The organism is Porphyromonas sp. (genome assembly GCF_030529325.1).
Taxonomy (GTDB): domain Bacteria; phylum Bacteroidota; class Bacteroidia; order Bacteroidales; family Porphyromonadaceae; genus Porphyromonas_A.
In genome coordinates, this window is record NZ_JAUMXC010000043.1 from 1 (window position 1) to 18,279 (window position 18,279).

The following is an 18,279-nucleotide window of genomic DNA, read 5'->3' on the forward strand; positions in this document are numbered from 1 at the left end:
GACTCTCTTTTTTGTATGCTTTTCTGTATGTGCCTTTCTGTGTCTGTATTGGTTCGTGTCTCCTTGATTTACCCACATTTGGTTTACTCGCCTTGCTCTCTTAGTCTTTTGTATCTCTCTGTACTCTCTCTGGTTCCCGTCTAGGGCCTCCTCTCCGGGACCTCTAGGGCTCTCTGCACGGTTTCTGTTTAGGGTTTCTGTCTGTCCTTCTCACTTAGTTTTGGAGACTCTATATTTGTCTCAACTTTTTTCAGTCTTGCGACTTTTGCTCCTATCTCCGTACTTCCCACTCCCATTCTATTCTTTTTCTATGTTTTTATGGGCTTAATTCTATTACTGATGCTTATTACTCTTTTGGGGGAAGGGGGCAGAGATGCTATTCGACTTCAATTGATGAGTGAGGTGTGGCTGTGTATTGTCTTTGCGGGTAGAAAGCGGATCAACAAAATATCTCCAAAAGCGTAGCATATACCCTTCCAGGGCGAGATGAAAATTTAGAGGTAGGTTTGGGTGGAGATAGACCTTATTTACCTTTAGCTGCTCTATCTTTTTTATAGTGCGTTAAATATCTATTTATTTTGCTTTTGTTGTGTTATAAGGACTATTTTTTGTGTTTTTCTTTATTGTTTTTGTTATTTCTGAACAGCTATTGCTTGTGTTTTAATCATTATTATTTATATTTGACAATGGGTGATGACAATTATCTTTGAAAGCACCTTAGTTTGTTTGATATCGAAAGTAAAAGGTGTTGTTTCTGTGAACATTCTGCATTGTGAAGATAACCGTACCACCATTTTATTAACTTAAAATATAATTCTTATGAGAAAAAACGCATTGTTTACAGCTTACGGTTGCTAGTGGTCTTTTTATTGGGCTTTGCTTCCTGTCAATCTAAGGATGAGGTCGAACACACCAGTCCTGACCTTGAACAAAAAAGAACTGCAGTTCGCTAAGGGGGGAGGAGATGTCTGTTACCATCGAGATCAATCAATCAATCATCTTGGGTGGCAATGGGTTCTGATGATGACAAATGGTTGGACTTGGCAAGTCAGGGAATGTACTTACAGTAAAGGCAAAAGTAAATGACCTTGCAGAGGTCCGTAGATCTTATATCCTGATCGACGTGGGAGCGGGGTCTCAGGTGATCTTGGGACTCCGGGTGTTGCTGATATCAACTTGAAACTCTCGCTTTAATCGGTTCATATCTCACACAGAGAGGAGACTTTTCCTATTGATGTGTGTAGTCATAATACAAATTGGGCTATTGAACTAAACCCTAAGAGGGATTGGATCGAGGTTGGATTTAACTTGTCTGCTAAGTTCATCAACTTCATCGTCAAACCTAATCAAGGTAAGGATGCTCTTGAGGTTATATTTTTCAAGTATCTTAAATGATAAGTAAATAATATCGAGTATGAATTACAGTTAAGTGGAGTTATTACCCACCGGAAACTCCGATGTGTGGTTTGCTGTGGGCAGTATCCTCTTTTCATCAAAGCCGTGAGAAAAAGTATGAAAAAATTTCTTACCTACGGGCTTGCTATTAGCGCCCTATTCTACTCCTGTAAGGAGGATAGAATCAACATTGCTGAAGAACGATCTAATCAGCAGGCAGAGGAGCGAAGTATGTTTGATACCGAGAGCCTGCACGGATCTTATGTGAGAGGCGCGGTGTACTTGCATGTCACCGAGTCTTCGTTTGAGAGATTCAGCATAAGTGGTGCCGGTGAAGTGGCAATGAACAGTGTGCCCTCACAGATGTCAAAGACATTGACCAACATCAGGGCTTCTCGCGTCGAGAGGTTATTCCCCGATGCCGGAAAGTACGAAGCGCGTTCTCGCCAGAGAGGGTTGCATCGTTGGTTCAAGGTTATTTTTGATGAGTCTATCCCGGCGGGGGAAGTCTGCTCAATGATGGTTGCCCTTCCTGAGGTGGAATATGCAGAGCCGATCCCTACTTTGCAGATGCCCACAGGAACGGTTGTTCCCATATCTGAACAAGAGCTTCGATCTCTCAGGGCTGAATATGATATGCCTTTTAATGATCCTCTTTTGCGTGAACAGTGGCATTACCACAACGTCGGAACTGCACCTAAAGCAGAAGTCGGAGCAGATATAAATCTTTTCCCTGCATGGAAAGGGCAGACAGGAAAGCGCAATGTCATCGTTGCTATTGTCGACGGAGGGATTGATACAGAGCATGAAGACCTCGTGGATAACCTTTATGTCAATGAGGTGGAGAAAAACGGTAAACCTGATGTCGATGACGATAAGAATGGTTACGTCGATGATATTTACGGCTTCAACTTTGTAACAAACAAAGGACTCATAGAGCCTGACTATGCGAGCCACGGTACGCATGTCGCAGGTACCGTTGCTGCTCGCAACAACAACGGTATAGGTGTCTGTGGTGTTGCCGGTGGAGATGGTTCTGAAGACTCCGGAGTCAGACTCCTTAGCTGTCAGATATTCAGAAAAGAGAGAGAGTCTGCAGATACTCCTGCTGCGCTCAAATATGGTGCTGACAATGGCGCTGTGATCTCTCAAAACTCTTGGGGATACAATTATCCAGGTCCCGGTAGCCTTCCACGCGCACTTCAGGATGCAATAGACTATTTTATCGACTTTGCGGGTTGTGATGAGAATGGTAATCAGTTGCCTGACTCGCCTATGAAAGGTGGAGTCGTCATCTTTGCTGCCGGAAATGATGGCGCAAACTACAAGGCATACCCTGCGGCTTACGAAAGGATCATTTCGGTTGCTGCGATGTCTACAAACTTTACTAAGGCCAGCTACTCCAATATGGGTATTTGGGTTACTATCATGGCTCCGGGTGGAGATCAATCTCGTTACGGAAACTTGGCCGGAGTTCTCAGTACTCTTTCTCCAAAAATCTCAATGACTCAGGGAAAGAAGTATGGCTACTATCAAGGTACATCAATGGCGTGTCCTCACGTCTCCGGAGTCGCTGCTCTTGTTGTCTCTAAGTATGGAAAACAAGGCTTCACCAATAAGAATCTTGAGGGGTTGATCAAAAGTTCGGTCCTTGATGTCGATATCGATAGAAAAAATCCGGGTATAGAAGGTACTCTCGGTCATGGGTATATCGATGCAAATAGTGCTCTCAACAGTGTCAATAGAAACAAAAGTCCCGAGACTCCAAAGGTAGATATAGAAAAGTCTCAAAGTGAGGCCGGTATCACTCGTTTATCTTTCTACTGGAGTATTCCTACTGATGAAGATGACGGTAAACCTTCTCGCTTCTTGTTGTACTATTCACCCAAAGAACTCAATGCCGGTAACTATAAGTACAAGGGTGCCACTGTCCGTGTGAACTCTGCTGAATATATCAGCGCTGTCGGTCGTAAGGTTGGAGAAGAGATGTCTGTCAATATCGACAATCTGAAGGACGACAAGACTTACTACTTTGCTCTTGTGGCTGTGGACCGTTGGGGCTTGGCTTCTGAGCCTGCTATCGTTACTCTTAAGACACGTCCAAACCTTACTCCTGTTGTCACCGGAGTACCTACTGAGCCTATCAGGGTCAGCAATATATCAGACAAATATACATTTACTCTTACCGTCAGTGACCCTGACGGACACTCATGGAAGATGCCTCCGGTCGATCTTCCTAAGGGCGTGAGAGTGAAAAAGGAACGCGACAAGATCCATGTCACTGTAAGGGCTACGCTTGAGCCTGGCAAGTATGACTTCTCTCTCGTATTTGTGGATGAGTTGCAAGGAAAGACTACTGTCACTATTCCGTTTGAAGTTTACGAGATTGTTTCGCCTAAGATTGCCCTCCCAATCACCAACCAGCTTATGGGTCTTGATCAGCCAAAGGCAGAATACGATCTTACCAAGGTATTCTCTTACTCAAATGAAGTCCCTGTGAAATTTACCGCATCCTCATCGGATGATGCCGTAGTGTCGACTTCTGTCAAGGACGGAAAGCTTATTCTCTCTGCTCACAAGAATGGTCTCGCAAATGTCAAAGTTGTCGCAGATAATGAGTTTACAGACCCCACAATGTTGTCATTTGAAGTGAGAGTCATCAAAGACAAGAGCATCCCTATGTACTCTGTCTATCCTATCCCTACAAGAGACAACCTCAATGTCTGGCTCAATCCTGAGGTCAAGACTGCGACCTTGGTGATCACAACTATGGCCGGAGAAGAGGTCTTCAATAAGGCGGTTACTGCTGACAAACAGAATATCGGTACCGTCAATATCTCCAAGTTTGTACCGGGAGCATACAAACTCACAGTCAAGACTTCTAAGGGAGACATCACAAGAACCATTGTCAAAAACTAATCTCTACTAACCGCTTATGAGACTATTATATACGCTCCTCGGAGCAATCCTCATCGCCGGAAGCTCTGCCTACGCTCAAGGTCGTGCTCTCCCTATACTCGAAGCCAATCCCGATGCTCGTACTGCTGCTATGGGTAACGTCACCCTCGGACATACCGATGCCAATCACCTCTATGTCAATCCGGCATCACTCCTTTACGGTTCTCAGCGCATGGCTGTGAATGCAAATGGAGAACTCTACCCCAAGTATGAGGACGCCGGACGACGTATGTATGGCAATGCCAACGTCGGGCTCAAGATCGGTGAACGTCACGGTGTCTTTGCCGGATTCAGATATCTCGGTGGGCTGAGTATCAAGTTCCAGGAGGAAGATGGCGAACGCCCCAAGACCATCAAGCCTTTTTCTTACACTGCTGATCTCGGATACGCATTCCGTTTGAGTGATCACTTTGCCTTTTACGGTATGGGTTCATTTGTACAGGACTACGTGACCAAGGCTGCTTATACGATGACTTTCGATCTTGGAGCTAACTATAGGAGAGACTTTGGAGGTACTCCTTCCAATCCATACAAGCTCAATCTCGGGCTTAGGGTCTCTGACTTTGGCCCCGCTCTTGCTTACTCAAAGTCGAAGACTTATCAGACTCCTGCCTCTGTCACTTTCGGTGGAGATGTCAGCCGCCGTCTTGGTGAGGAGCACAAGTTTACTTACGCTCTCGGAGGACGTTATTTCTTCCTCCCATCCGATGCTTCTCTTTTGAGAGTTGGTACAGGGCTTGAGTACACATGGGCAGACATGATAGCCCTCAGAGGAGGCTATGAGTATGCACAGAAGGGTGCCAGCCACTTCACTGCAGGTGTCGGTGTCCGTCTCGCAGGCTTCCAAGCAGACTTTGCATATAGAGGTGCCTCTTCAGAACAAGGAGAGAACACCATGATGTGTACCATCGGATTTACATTCTAAGGCTTACGACAGATAAACTTTCAGGACGTCGTGGTATGGGTCGCAAAGATCCGTGCTGCGACGTCTTTTTTGTATCCTCTTCGGGTAATTTCCTTTTTTTGACTAACTTTAGGAGTGGGAGGTGTTATGCCTTAAACTTTTTTCTAATCCCCAATGCCGTTCCCGAGGGGCGATATGTGGGGTATAAACACATCATATAGCCATGAATAAGAAAGATTACTTTTTTCAGAACCTCATATTTGAAGGGGGCGGAGTCAAGGGGATTGCTTATGTAGGAGCTTTGGAAGTACTCCGCGAAGAGGGGATTCTCGATGCTATCAAACGCGTTGCCGGCACATCTGCCGGAGCCATCGTTGCCGTTTTGCTCGGTATCGGGTACACGCCCGAAGAGATCAAGAAGATCATGTGGGAGCTTGACTTCAAGAACTTTATGGATGACTCGTGGGGGCTCGTCAAGGACAGTTGCCGCCTGATTAATGAGTTCGGGTGGTACAAAGGGGATTTTTTCCGCTCTTGGATTGCAGAGCTGATAGAGCAAAAGCTCGGCAATACCGAAGCCACATTTGATGACCTCAGACAGTCCTCCGATGGCCTTGATACCAAAGAGATTTACCTCATTGGGACAAATCTTTCCACCGGATTTTCGGAGATTTTTTCTCACGAACACACTCCACGCTTCTGTATCGCCGATGCCGCACGTATTTCGATGTCCATTCCTCTGTTTTTTGCTGCCAAGCGTAACTTCCGAGGAGACTTGTATGTCGATGGCGGAGTTTTGGACAATTATCCCGTCAAGATATTTGACCGTCGCAAGTACGTGAAGACCAATTGGGCACGCACAGAGTATTACCAAAAGATCAATGAGACGCTGAAGGACAAACCCCGTAAGATCTCGGACTATGTCTACAACAAGCAGAGTCTCGGATTCAAGCTCGACAGCAAGGAGAAGATCTCCATGTTCAGAGATCAGGCGGAGCCTCCAAAGAGGGAGATCGACAACTTCTGGGAGTACACTTGTGCATTGCTCAACACCCTCATTGATGCTCAAGACAATGCTCATCTCCACTGCGATGACTGGCAGCGTACCATCTACATCGATACCCTTGGTGTCAAGGCCACAGACTTTCATATCAAAGATGACATGAAAGAAGCGCTACTCTCTTCCGGTCGCGACTATGCCAAGTCCTATCTTGACTGGTACAACAACTCCGACCCGAAGGCCAATAAATAAACACCCTTCGATTTTCCATATCGCTATTTTGTTGCTGATGATCAGGCGGGTACGTGTGCTAAGGCGCATGTGCCCGCCTTTTTTATACAGACATTGTTTTCCCTCTCTTGTGACTTGAGATCCGGAGGTGTTCGGACAAGGTGCCTACCTTGATAATTCAACGTGCCTACCTTGATGCGTCAAGGTAGGCACGTTGAATTGGGGAGATGTACATCTTTTTTGGGGAGAGATGGAATCTTAATCAAGAAAAGATTAAACAATAGGGCTTTGTCATTAGTTTTAAGGGTGTGCAGGCACAGGCCTGACAATAGTACTGATAAAGAAGACTTAGACCTTATGAATGAGATAAAAAATGACCTCATGCTCCGTGTCCTCCGTGGCGAGAGCACTTCGAGCACCCCTGTTTGGCTGATGCGTCAGGCAGGGCGTTACCTCCCCGAGTATCGCAAAACAAGAGCTCAGGCCGGTAGCTTTATGGATCTTTGTCGCACTCCGGAGCTTGCTTGTGAGGTCACTTTGCAGCCATTGAGACGTTATGCCCTTGACGCAGCCATCATATTTTCGGACATCCTTACCGTTCCCGATGCCATGGGCTTGGGACTTGGCTTCAGTGAAAATGAAGGTCCGTTTTTTGAGAGACCCATCACCTCTGAAGAGGATATACGCAATCTCCAAAAGCCGGATGTAGCCAAGAGTCTGAAGTATGTCTTCGATGCTATCACTCTCACGAAGAAAGAACTTGATGGTGCTGTCCCCCTTATAGGCTTTTGTGGCAGTGCATTCACTTTGGCGTGCTATATGATCGAAGGTCGTGGCAGCAAGGGCTTCCCCAGGGTCAAGCAGCTACTCTACTCTCGTCCCGAACTCATGCACATCCTCCTCGAGAAGATCACCGATGCCCTCATCGACTATCTCAATGGACAGATCGAGGCAGGAGTGGATATCATTCAGGTATTTGATACTTGGGGCGGGATCCTTTCCACAGGGGCATTCAGTGAGTTCAGTCTTACCTATACCGAGCGTCTCATCGAGGGACTCAATCGCGGTCGTGAGGACGGCTCTCATATCCCTGTCATCTGCTTCACCAAGGATGCTCCTCTGGCGTGGTACAAGGCTTACGAAAACATCGGCGCGGACTGTGTCGGTATCGACTGGAGGCATGACATGGATGGCGTGGCTGCAGTCGTGCGCAATATCGCTCTCCAAGGCAATCTTGATCCCATGGTGCTCACAGGTTCGGATGATTATATCGTCCAGCGTGTCAAGCAGACCATCGACATGGCAGGTCTCCGTACCCCTCACATTTTCAACCTCGGACATGGTATGCACAAGGATATCGACCCCGATAAGGTGAAGCTCCTCGTGGACACCGTACATGAGTATTCGGCAGAGCGCAAGAGTAATCTTGTTATTTGACGGTTTTATAAAAAATGACTATCTTTGATACTGAATACAAGAGTGAAATAAAACACTAACCAAACAAACAATTAGGATTATGATTGAAAAGAATCTACTAAAAAGGATCAACGAACAGATAAAGCTCGAGCTTGATTCGGCACACATATATCTTGCAATGTCTATTCACTTCGATGCAGCGGGCTGGGCAGGCTTCGCGCGTTGGATGTACGTACAGTGCGAAGAAGAGCGCGCACACGCAAAGCAACTCATCGACTACGTCATCACTCGTGGCGAAAAGCCTGAGATCGGTGCTGTAGCTGATCCCAAGGTAAAGCTCGATGGCGTTATCCCTGTCTTTGAAATGGCTTACGAACACGAGTGCAAGGTGTCAAAGTCTATCAATGAGATCGTCGGTCTTGCTATCGAAAAGAAGGACTTTGCTACTGAAAACTTCTTCCGTACATTCGTGAACGAACAGGTAGAAGAAGAAGCTACCGTAGCAGGCATCGTAGACAAGCTCAAGCTTGCATCGAGCGAGGCTTCATTCCTCATCATGGACGCAAGACTTGGTGAGCGTGGCAGATAATCTCTTGCCTGCACTCACTTAGTAGTACATATACATAAATTTCAAGGGCTGTAGTTAGGAGTCTACCGACTTCGACTTACAGCCCTTGTCATATATACGGGGCAGAGGACTCTCATATTTCAAAAAAAGTTATCTTTGTGAGGAAGAGGGTCCCTCTATATAGAATACTTACACAATCCAATCGAGCACACCAATGGTGAGGATAGAAGAGTCATGGCAACGGATACTTGCCCCGGAGTTTGAGAAGGAATACTTTGGTATCCTGACAGAGAGAGTACGCCATGCGTATGCTACGACGAGGGTGTACCCCGAGGGACGCAACATCTTTGCGGCCTTTGACTTGTGTCCCTTCGATCAAGTCAAGGTCGTGATCCTCGGGCAGGACCCCTATCATGGATATGGGCAGGCTCATGGGCTGAGTTTTTCGGTGCAGGATGGTGTGCCTTTACCCCCTTCGCTCCGAAATATCTATAAGGAACTTGCCGATGATATGAGCACGGACTTTGTCCCTCAGTCGGGCAATCTCAGCCATTGGGCACGACAGGGAGTCCTCCTCCTCAATGCCTCTCTGACGGTAGAGGAGCACCGGCCGATGTCTCATAGTACCATAGGTTGGCACATATTTACAGACAACGTCATACGTGCCATAAGCAAGGAAAAGGAGCATGTGGTGTTTATTCTCTGGGGTGCTTTTGCAGGGAGCAAGCGTGGACTTATCGATGAGACCAAACATTTGGTGATCTCTTCCGCTCACCCTTCCCCGATGTCGGTGCACAGAGGATTTTTCGGCAGCAAACCTTTCAGCAAAGCCAACTACTTCCTCTTTGCCAATGGGATAACTCCCATACAGTGGATCAAAGGATAATATTTACCGAAACAATAAGATACAAGGATATGAACATAGCAATCGTAGGCGCCGGTGGCGCAGTGGGACAAGAGTTGATGCGTCTCGTGGAGGAGCGCAAGTTTCCCTATACTTCTCTCAGACTATTTGGTTCGGCTCGCAGTGCCGGGAGTAAGTATACCGTACGAGGAGAGGAGATAGAGGTCGAACTCCTCCGTCATGGTGACGACTTCAAGGGAATAGATATCGCCTTTGTCTCTGCCGGAGGTGGCACGTCGATAGAGTTTGCCGAGACTATCACCAAGCACGGAGCGGTGATGATCGACAACTCAAGTTCCTTCAGGATGGATGCAGATGTGCCTCTTGTGGTGCCTGAGGTCAATGCCGAAGCTGCCAAGGTGCATCCCAAAGGTATCATAGCCAACCCCAACTGTACGACTATCCAGATGGTTGTTGCTCTCAATGCACTCCACAGCATCAATCCGGTACGTCGTGTACATGTGGCTACCTATCAGTCTGCCAGTGGTGCAGGTGCAATGGGTATTGCCGAGCTTGAGCAACAGGTCGGACAGACAGCTCGAGGAGAAGAATTGACCGTTGAGAAGTTTGCTTATCCGCTCATCCACAATCTCATTCCTCAGGTAGATGTCTTCCTGGACAATGACTATACCAAAGAGGAGATGAAGATGTACCACGAGACTCGTAAGATCCTTGACAAAGACATTGCCGTAAGTGCTACATGTGTGCGTGTGCCTGTACTCCGAGCACACTCCGAAGCCGTTTGGGTAGAGCTTTCTCGCCCGATGTCCACAGACGAAGCCCGCAAGGCCTTTGCTGCAGCCCCCGGAGTCGTACTCATCGATAACCCTACTGAAAAGGAGTATCCTATGCCTCGTTTCTTGTCCGGGAAAGATCCCGTGTATGTCGGACGTGTGCGCCAAGATATCACTAACCCCAACGGATTGACATTTTGGTGCGTGAGCGACCAGATACGCAAGGGAGCGGCTCTTAATGCTGTACAGATTGCCGAGTACCTGATCGCAGAGAATGCCCTTGGCTGATGATGGGAGGGGGTGACAATCATTCCTATCCCCCCTCTGATTCTTAGACCTCGGACAGAAGACATCCACCACCGAAAAATACTAAACCTATGAGACACCTACTACTTATTACGTTGATGCTTGCCTTTCTGAGTACTTCGGTGATGGCTCAAAAGTCCTCTCCGAAAGTCTCCGACTTATCTGCGAGGCCTTTCAAGACGAGCTTTGAGATCTCTCTCAATCCCTATTCTTCAGGCTTCGGACAGTATTGGACGAGGGATAACCACCATGTTTTTGGGTACAGAGCCTTTACACCCTTGGTTTTTCCCGTTTTTGTGGGTGCCTCGGTAGATTATAGGTATTATCCCAAGGGTCGCACCTCTATGCATCTCGAAAAGTGGAAGGTCTATCCGATTTTCAATCTTGGAGTAGGAGGGACTTATATCATTCTGCACGGTCCGGACTACGGTGCATTTGCTTATGGAGGAGTGGGAATAGAGGTGACGTACAAAAAGTTTTTCTTCCGTCCGGTCATCAATGTCGGCTATTTCTATGGTACCAGCGATGATATGGATGACCTTGACTTCTCCGACTTCTCCATAATGACCGGGACGCTGTCCATGTTCAATACTTCTGTCGGATTTCGTTTTTAATTACTTAAAAAAATAGTTTGTTATGAAAAAGATTTTAGGTTTTGTTTTGATGGCGGCAGCCTTTGTCTTGACAGCTTGTCAGACACAACAGAAGAAAGTTTCTATCTCAGATCTTCAGGGCGCATGGTTTATCGTCAAGGTCGATGGCATAGATACACCGGACTCTCTCAAGCAGGATACTTATCTCAATGTCGATGCCAATCTGGCGGACGTGAGCGGGCGTTCAAGTTGCAACCTCTTCAACACAACGATGACAAAAGACGACAGCGCCAACGATAAGTTCACCCTTACTGAGATTGCGACTACCATGATGTCTTGTCCTCACCTTGAGTTCGAACAAAAAGTGCTATCTGCTCTCAATGCCTGTGTCAAGGTCGCTCGTGGCGAGGATGGTGTCCTCCTGCTTCTTGATGAGAGCGGCAGTACACGCTTGGAGTTGACGACGATGAATACTTCTGAGACCAAGGAGTAATCCCCATCACCCCTCTTGATAGAGGCAAAAGGCAGAGATAATCCCGTATTATCTCTGCCTTTTGTTTTTGGTGTTGCGGCATCTCGATACGACTGTCTGATAAGTCCTTTTCCAACAGCGTCCTACGAAAGGTGTACATCCTTCGCAATCAATGTGTCTAACTTGACGAATGAAGTTGTCTAACTTGATGCAACAAGTTAGACAACCTTTTTCGGAGGCTTAGGCAGGAGGTGTGAGCTACCCTTGTTCTCGAGATTGTAAAGTGTGGGGGATAGTGTGTTGTGTTTATGAGAAGAGTTTTTAACTTTGCACCGTATACAGCCTTTTTCCGGAGGCTGCTATACGACTATGAAAGAAGCAAGACACAAGAAAATAATTTGATGCCGAAAAATATGGGGAGGGCTCACGTATCACTATTTCAGACCAAAGATTCGTTTTATCGACTTATTCATCACACTGTATCTGTGTGTAATCATTTGTCGATGAGGATATTTTTTGTCTTTGGCCTTTTGGCCTTGGTATGCATCTCCGCTTCGGCACAACGGGGTTACGATGTGATGTCTGTCCCTCGTATAGATAAGGATAAAGGACGATTTGTCATAGATCCTGACGGCATACTGTCCGAATCTGAGCAAACCGAACTCACGAAGCGTATCCTCAATATCCGTGAAGAGACTGAGATAGAGATAGCTGTCGTACTCATACGCGACTATGATCATGATAAGTATGAGGATAACAGACACTTTGGCAACGAACTCTTCAATCATTGGCGCCTCGGCCACTCTCGGAGCAATCTGGGCTTGTTGATACTCTTTCTTACGGCAGATAATGTCCGAAAGGTCTCGTTTGAGACAGGAGACGGGTTTTCCGGCATCCTCACAGATGCGGCATCTAAGCGCATACAGACGAAACGGATGCTCCCCCTCTTGAAGTCGGATAAGTACTATGAGGCCATCATGGCAGGTATAGATGGTGTTTTGGAGTTGGAGGACGAGGATCTCGTCCCATCTCAGAAAGCTCAGGAGACCCAAGAGGCAAATGAGGCTCCCGCCGACCAAGATCCGGCGGATGAGTGGTTGATGTACCTCTTCTTCATGGGGATAGCGGTATTGGTAGGATTGTACTATGCCATCCTGCCATTGAAGGCGGAGCGCAAGAACCTCAAGGATAAGGGTTGGATATATGAACTCTACGGCAACAAATCTTACTATGTGAGGAGGGTATTGCTGATGAGTCTCTTTTGTTTTCCCACAGTGATCTTTGCCGTGGTGTTTTTTGTGGTACGTTTCCTTGTGTTCAAGCGTAAACTGCTGCGCAAAGAGGTCTGTCCCCACTGTGGTGTGGAGGGCAACCCATGCTCTGTCGGGGGTGGTCGTTGCTCCGAGATCACGAAGAGACATCTGTTTTCTGACGGCACTTATACCGCAACCACAATCCACTCTGCCGATGTGAGTTGCAGGAGTTGTGGTGCAATATGGACGATCACTGCAAGGGTCAATGACAGTGGGACGATTCCGAAATTTGAGACTGAGGACGAACTTACAGCTTTTGCTGACGGAGAGGATTGGAAGTTGACCAAATACATCCGCTCGAGCTGGAGTGTCGATAGCAGTTCGGGAAGCTCCGGCGGATCAGACTCCGGTGGATCGAGCAGTGGTGGCGGTGCTTCGTCAGACTATTGATAAATACTACATAACAAAGATTAGAAATGGAAAAGAAAAAGTCAAATGTAAAGTTCCGGGGAATAGGTCTGATCGTGGTTGTTGTGGCACTCGTGCTATATGTCGTGAGTGTGTACAACGGTGTGATACAGCATGATGAGGCGGTGATGAACTCATGGGGTAATGTCGAAACTCAGTATCAGCGTCGTCTCGATCTCGTCCCCAACCTCGTGTCTACCGTCAAGGCTTATGCCGATCATGAGCGTGAGACCTTTGATATGGTCGTAGAGGCGAGGGCGAAAGCTACTCAGGTGACTATAGATCCTTCTCAACTCAACGCTGAAAATGTCAGGCAGTTTGAGCAGGTGCAAGAGCAACTCTCAGGCGCGATTGCCCGACTCCTTGCCGTCTCTGAGGCTTATCCCGAGCTCAAGGCGAGTGAAAACTTCCTCATCCTCCAGTCTCAGCTTGAGGGTACGGAAAATCGTATATCTGTCGCACGCAGGGCTTTCAACAAAAGCACCAACGACTACAACAGGTATGTGAGGACATTCCCCAATAACGTGATTGTAGGTGTCTTCGGCTTTGCCAAGAAGGACTACTTTGAGGCCGATACGGGGGCTGAAAAGGCTGTCGATGTCCAATTTTGAAATCTCCGATAGGGCTCTCAGATGAGGTACTTCTGTCTATACTTTCTCTCTCTTGTGGGGTTGCTGTGGGGTGTGGTGGCTCCTGCACAGCAGGCTTACTCCGTTCAGACTGTGCTCGAAGAGTTCAAACCGAGCAACTTCCAAAAGCCCTATCTCTTTGATCCCGCAGAGAGACTTTCGTTGGTTCAAAGGGATAGTATACAGGGTATCGGTCGGACGATGATGTCCGTAGGGAGTGTCAATCTCAGTGTCATCATTGTGCCTGAGGTAGAGCTGGGGAGGTACACTTCGATCGAAGAGTACACCGGAGTGCTTGTCAACAGGCTTCGGGCTGACGAAGAAGGACCTTACCGCAATCTTGTCCTGCTCTTCAGGGTCAAGGATAGTGGAGAGTGGAGTCTCGACATAGGGGTTCATCGGAAGTTCAAGAAGACCCTCACGCCCGAAGTCAAGGACAGCATCGCTACGGTCATCGCAAAGGACATGGATGACAGACAGTACTATGTGGCTGTGAGCAATGCCATCGAGATGAGTGCCAAGAGCATCGGATTGGGAGATATAAAGCAACTGACGGCAGAGAAAATGCGCGAGGAAGAGTTCACCTTGTGGATTGTGCTGGCAGTCATATTTGCCTTTTCATTGTTCGTTTATGGCATGTTGCTCTTTGATGAGTACCGAGCACTCAAACTCCGGAGCAAAGGTCGACTCCGATCAGCCAATATTGCAAATATCACTGTGCTCATCGTCTGCAGTATCCTCTGTTTCCCGAGCATCATCATCCTTCCTTTCTACTTTATCATCAGGTTCATCATTCGCTCCCGAAACCGTTTCCGGATTCCTTGTGAAAACTGTTTTACTCCGGATAAGTACAGTTTCGTAGACGAACTCAAGAATGGTGTGGAGATCGAAGACCTTGGCAATGATGCACGATTCAAGTACAAGATAGACCGTTATCAGTTCAAGTGTAAGAGCTGTGGGGCATACTTCATGGAGAGTGTAAGGAGAAAGACGACGGGAAAGAGGGAGACGACAGTCTCTCGAGTATTTACACAGGATAGACAACCTTTACATAACTGACTGTAATAACACGAAAAAACACTGATGAATTATGAATAACATGATTAAGATCGCAGCTTTTGCTGCATTTACCCTAAGCCTTTTCACAGCTTGTGGAGGGACTAAGAAAAACGACAACAACACACAAGAGACCAACGCTTTGTCATCCTTCGATGTCGAGGCTTATACCATCGGTGCTGCGGTGGCATCGACCAGCCAGATCGGACAGATATTTGTCAGTAGCGAAAACAGCAAGCCTTCTCTCATGCACTTTGCTCTCATGGGGCAGAACTGGTTGCCTCTCTTCAAGCGATACGATACAGACGGTACGCAGACCGACGACCGATGGCCGATGTTTGAAGGTACAGTGTATGATCTCGCTCTCGATGAGGAACCGGAGGAAGAGAACTTCGAAGCGGGAGACTTCGAGCCCTATTTCTTTGTCACTGATAGTGCTTTCGCTGCTCAGTTTACGACGCATCCCTTCAATAGGATAGAGATCAATCCGGACGAAGAGTACAGCCCTGCTTTCGCAACAGAGTTGGACAAGATGACTGCTACTCTCAGAGAGCATTATGGTAGAGATGTAGAGAGGCTTGATCTATTCGCCTTCTCAGACCAAGGCGAGATGATGGGCTTTTATGGTTCACTCGTGCCCGAAGGCAACAAAGCCCTTGGCTTTACTGTGATAAGGTACAACGACGAACTCTTCATCTACGAAGTCGAGGCTGAGATCAGACCCGAAGGCACATGGCGTATAGATGATGACCGGTATCCTGCTCCTCGCTTCTACGGGTTCTTGACAGCAGCGGATGGCACTCCTTTATTCGTGCTATGCCACTTCGGTATGGAGTCTGCCCACTTCAATCTTTACCGTGCGGCAGATGGAAAACTTGTGCCTCTTAGAGGCGAATCTTGGGTTGCTTATCCTCAAATGATGGGATGATCATGAGACCCCTTTCGACACTCATCGGGGTGCTGTTGATCTCCCTTTTGCTCTCTTGTGGTGCAGGCAAAAAGTCCACAGATCAAAACACAAGTACTCAGGATAGTTTGAGTATGGACGGTGCCGGGGCCTTCGGCGACTTACCCTATGATATGGCTTTTGGTGAAATAATATCCGAGGGGCGTCAAGTTGTCACGAAGGGTGCCCTCTTTGGTGAAAGCCTCAAAAACGCCTATGTCTTCTACACCGATGGCACCGAAGTCTTTCCGGTGTCTTTCGAGTTCAGGTTAGTGACTTCTGTCGGTGCAGATCCCTCCGACAATATGATCGGGGACTCTTATAAGTTTCAGACCGAACAAAAGATCAACGAACGCTTTGGCCAATCTTACTGTCTCTTGACCGACGGCTTATTTACCCAAAATTATTCTATTATCTCCCTAAAGACCCCCGAGAGCAGGGACTGGAATCATACGGACAAAGACTTTGAAGCCGACTGTGTCATGATCCGCTCTGTCTTTGAGTCCAAGTATAAGCTGGCGATCGAAGATGTCTTCTGCTGTACTACAAGTAACGATGGGCGCACGTCCTTTTTTCAAGTCGTGTCGCCCGTGGGAGAGGATCGGATCAAGAGCTATCTTGTCATGAAAGAAGGAGACTCTATCTCCGTCTCCACCGATGATATAGCCCATGATCGTGACCAAAGGATGTCCGAAGAGGATCTCAGCAACACTTGTTTTCCTTATCCCTCCATCCTCACCTATCTCAAGGGCAAAGACGGTTCGCGCCTGCTCATCCTCACCGATATGCAGCAAGGTACAGGGAAATACCACATCTTAAAGATCAGGGATGACGCATTTATCCCCCTTTCTGAGAAGCCTTGGAAAGCATAAACCATCCGACCTGAACAATTTTAACACTATATTGTTATACATGAAAGAAAAAGCTTTTATGTGACATAAAATCTGTGATGAGGGTGTGCCTTTCCGGCACACCCTCTTTCTTTTTCCTGCCTATCCCCATTGGCTTTACTAAAAAGCAGGTGACTTTTTCTGTTGTTGATTTTTGACGGCTTTTTGTTATATCGTGGCTAAATCCTTTTCAAGAACCGGACACACTCGTATGAGCGGAGTAACGGTCTTTTTGTTATATCGTGGCTAAATCCTTTTACTCTCATTTGGAGAGAATTTGATGCCTTGAGGCAGTATTGCTCTTTTGACGAATGTTTTTTCTTTGATTATTCATTTTTTATATGTACGATTAACAGAACAGCCTAAGCTGTCGCCAATCCTTTTATTGTCGTTTTAATTCCTTCAAGGTACGATTAATAGAACCTGCGAGAGTAGAAATACCTGCTAAAAATAAGTTTTAATTCCTTCAAGGTACGATTAATAGCTGCGGGAAGTTACGACATACGCAAAAAGGCAATAGGTTTTAATTCCTTCAAGGTACGATTAATAGAACATCCGGACGGCGAACAGCAAAAGGAGCATCAGAGTTTTAATTCCTTCAAGGTACGATTAATAGTACGACATTGTAAGGCAATACTTGACAAAGGGGAAGTTTTAATTCCTTCAAGGTACGATTAATAGTCTCTCCCCTTGGTCAATGAGATACATCTGCGCCCAAGTTTTAATTCCTTCAAGGTACGATTAATAGAGCCTCCCCTGCTGTCCCCCCACAGCTCCAGCCCAGTTTTAATTCCTTCAAGGTACGATTAATAGAGTATAGCTGTGATTACAGCTATATATATAATGTGTGTTTTAATTCCTTCAAGGTACGATTAATAGCTACGGTAAAATCATCATCATAAGATTCATCCAAAAGGTTTTAATTCCTTCAAGGTACGATTAATAGTTGGAACGCAATAATATCAACTGTCCTGCACAGATGGGTTTTAATTCCTTCAAGGTACGATTAATAGAAAAGAAACTATGTATGTTCTTAGAGGTATGGATAGTTTTAATTCCTTCAAGGTACGATTAATAGTGTACATTTTATGCTAAACACTTTAGAGAATACAAGTTTTAATTCCTTCAAGGTACGATTAATAGTCCTAATATAATATTAGATGGTGAATTGTATATACAGTTTTAATTCCTTCAAGGTACGATTAATAGCCCCTGCGGACAGTGTTACGACTGCATAAAAAAAGTTTTAATTCCTTCAAGGTACGATTAATAGTTTGACTAATAGTATTTTGCCTGTTGGTTACTTCTGGTTTTAATTCCTTCAAGGTACGATTAATAGCTGTGCATCTTAGATATTTTCTTTGTCATGAATAGTTTTAATTCCTTCAAGGTACGATTAATAGCGATTTAGAGTATTCATATTCAATCAAATTTCTAGGTTTTAATTCCTTCAAGGTACGATTAATAGTATATATACCATGATGCAAGAGGTAATCCAGCTTGTTTTAATTCCTTCAAGGTACGATTAATAGCCGTTGGGGCAGTGCAAATTTACC

Annotated in this window: 14 protein-coding genes and 1 CRISPR repeat array; all 14 genes read left to right on the forward strand. The window is 46.3% G+C overall.

The genetic code is table 11. The annotated features are described in order from the left end of the window. Positions 1-1,512 precede the first annotated feature (1,512 nt). The 14 genes from Q4A14_RS06995 (at position 1,513) to Q4A14_RS07060 (ending at position 16,705) form a co-directional block, all read left to right on the forward strand. Positions 1,513-4,314: a S8 family serine peptidase gene (locus Q4A14_RS06995; protein ID WP_303170984.1), complete on the forward strand. Its 2,802-nt coding sequence runs from the start codon at positions 1,513-1,515 to the stop codon at positions 4,312-4,314. Positions 4,315-4,330: 16 nt separating this feature from the next. Continuing rightward, entirely contained in the window at positions 4,331-5,278 is a 948-nt protein-coding gene (locus Q4A14_RS07000; protein ID WP_303170986.1) for a PorV/PorQ family protein, read from the forward strand. Between the two features lie 202 nt (positions 5,279-5,480). Continuing rightward, entirely contained in the window at positions 5,481-6,509 is a 1,029-nt protein-coding gene (locus Q4A14_RS07005) for a patatin-like phospholipase family protein (protein WP_303170987.1), read from the forward strand. A 336-nt stretch (positions 6,510-6,845) separates the two neighbouring features. After that, positions 6,846-7,925 carry a uroporphyrinogen decarboxylase gene (hemE, locus tag Q4A14_RS07010; protein ID WP_303170988.1) on the forward strand — a complete coding sequence of 360 codons (1,080 nt, stop codon included), beginning with the start codon at positions 6,846-6,848 and terminating at the stop codon, positions 7,923-7,925. A gap of 79 nt (positions 7,926-8,004) precedes the next feature. Then, entirely contained in the window at positions 8,005-8,493 is a 489-nt protein-coding gene (locus tag Q4A14_RS07015) for a ferritin (protein ID WP_303170990.1), read from the forward strand. 193 nt (positions 8,494-8,686) lie between these two features. Further along, on the forward strand, positions 8,687-9,358 hold the full coding sequence (locus Q4A14_RS07020; RefSeq protein ID WP_303170992.1) for a uracil-DNA glycosylase: 672 nt from the start codon (positions 8,687-8,689) through the stop codon (positions 9,356-9,358). A 29-nt stretch (positions 9,359-9,387) separates the two neighbouring features. After that, positions 9,388-10,398, forward strand: coding sequence for an aspartate-semialdehyde dehydrogenase (locus Q4A14_RS07025; protein WP_303170994.1), 1,011 nt, complete (start codon positions 9,388-9,390; stop codon positions 10,396-10,398). An 89-nt stretch (positions 10,399-10,487) separates the two neighbouring features. Continuing rightward, positions 10,488-11,030, forward strand: a complete 543-nt coding sequence (locus Q4A14_RS07030; protein WP_303170995.1) for a hypothetical protein — start codon at positions 10,488-10,490, stop codon at positions 11,028-11,030. A gap of 22 nt (positions 11,031-11,052) precedes the next feature. Next, on the forward strand, positions 11,053-11,502 hold the full coding sequence (locus Q4A14_RS07035) for an META domain-containing protein (protein ID WP_303170996.1): 450 nt from the start codon (positions 11,053-11,055) through the stop codon (positions 11,500-11,502). 482 nt (positions 11,503-11,984) lie between these two features. Next, a complete protein-coding gene (locus tag Q4A14_RS07040; RefSeq protein ID WP_303170997.1) occupies positions 11,985-13,184 on the forward strand; it encodes a YgcG family protein in 1,200 nt (399 codons plus the stop codon). Between the two features lie 26 nt (positions 13,185-13,210). Beyond that, on the forward strand, positions 13,211-13,813 hold the full coding sequence (locus Q4A14_RS07045; protein ID WP_303170998.1) for a LemA family protein: 603 nt from the start codon (positions 13,211-13,213) through the stop codon (positions 13,811-13,813). A 21-nt stretch (positions 13,814-13,834) separates the two neighbouring features. Beyond that, positions 13,835-14,890, forward strand: a complete 1,056-nt coding sequence (locus tag Q4A14_RS07050) for a hypothetical protein (RefSeq protein ID WP_303170999.1) — start codon at positions 13,835-13,837, stop codon at positions 14,888-14,890. 31 nt (positions 14,891-14,921) lie between these two features. After that, a complete protein-coding gene (locus Q4A14_RS07055; protein ID WP_303171000.1) occupies positions 14,922-15,815 on the forward strand; it encodes a hypothetical protein in 894 nt (297 codons plus the stop codon). Positions 15,816-15,817: 2 nt separating this feature from the next. Then, positions 15,818-16,705: a hypothetical protein gene (locus Q4A14_RS07060; RefSeq protein WP_303171002.1), complete on the forward strand. Its 888-nt coding sequence runs from the start codon at positions 15,818-15,820 to the stop codon at positions 16,703-16,705. Positions 16,706-17,049: 344 nt separating this feature from the next. Further along, positions 17,050-18,255: a CRISPR direct-repeat array (repeat unit 30 nt; unit sequence GTTTTAATTCCTTCAAGGTACGATTAATAG). Positions 18,256-18,279 lie beyond the last annotated feature (24 nt).

What these genes read in the sequence shown, in the direction of transcription:
- Q4A14_RS06995 (WP_303170984.1), top strand. Translation starts at nt 1,513, where the DNA reads ATGAAAAAATTTCTTACCTACGGGCTTGCTATTAGCGCCCTATTCTAC.
- Q4A14_RS07000 (WP_303170986.1), top strand. Translation starts at nt 4,331, where the DNA reads ATGAGACTATTATATACGCTCCTCGGAGCAATCCTCATCGCCGGAAGC.
- Q4A14_RS07005 (WP_303170987.1), top strand. Translation starts at nt 5,481, where the DNA reads ATGAATAAGAAAGATTACTTTTTTCAGAACCTCATATTTGAAGGGGGC.
- hemE (WP_303170988.1), top strand. Translation starts at nt 6,846, where the DNA reads ATGAATGAGATAAAAAATGACCTCATGCTCCGTGTCCTCCGTGGCGAG.
- Q4A14_RS07015 (WP_303170990.1), top strand. Translation starts at nt 8,005, where the DNA reads ATGATTGAAAAGAATCTACTAAAAAGGATCAACGAACAGATAAAGCTC.
- Q4A14_RS07020 (WP_303170992.1), top strand. Translation starts at nt 8,687, where the DNA reads ATGGTGAGGATAGAAGAGTCATGGCAACGGATACTTGCCCCGGAGTTT.
- Q4A14_RS07025 (WP_303170994.1), top strand. Translation starts at nt 9,388, where the DNA reads ATGAACATAGCAATCGTAGGCGCCGGTGGCGCAGTGGGACAAGAGTTG.
- Q4A14_RS07030 (WP_303170995.1), top strand. Translation starts at nt 10,488, where the DNA reads ATGAGACACCTACTACTTATTACGTTGATGCTTGCCTTTCTGAGTACT.
- Q4A14_RS07035 (WP_303170996.1), top strand. Translation starts at nt 11,053, where the DNA reads ATGAAAAAGATTTTAGGTTTTGTTTTGATGGCGGCAGCCTTTGTCTTG.
- Q4A14_RS07040 (WP_303170997.1), top strand. Translation starts at nt 11,985, where the DNA reads ATGAGGATATTTTTTGTCTTTGGCCTTTTGGCCTTGGTATGCATCTCC.
- Q4A14_RS07045 (WP_303170998.1), top strand. Translation starts at nt 13,211, where the DNA reads ATGGAAAAGAAAAAGTCAAATGTAAAGTTCCGGGGAATAGGTCTGATC.
- Q4A14_RS07050 (WP_303170999.1), top strand. Translation starts at nt 13,835, where the DNA reads ATGAGGTACTTCTGTCTATACTTTCTCTCTCTTGTGGGGTTGCTGTGG.
- Q4A14_RS07055 (WP_303171000.1), top strand. Translation starts at nt 14,922, where the DNA reads ATGAATAACATGATTAAGATCGCAGCTTTTGCTGCATTTACCCTAAGC.
- Q4A14_RS07060 (WP_303171002.1), top strand. Translation starts at nt 15,818, where the DNA reads ATGAGACCCCTTTCGACACTCATCGGGGTGCTGTTGATCTCCCTTTTG.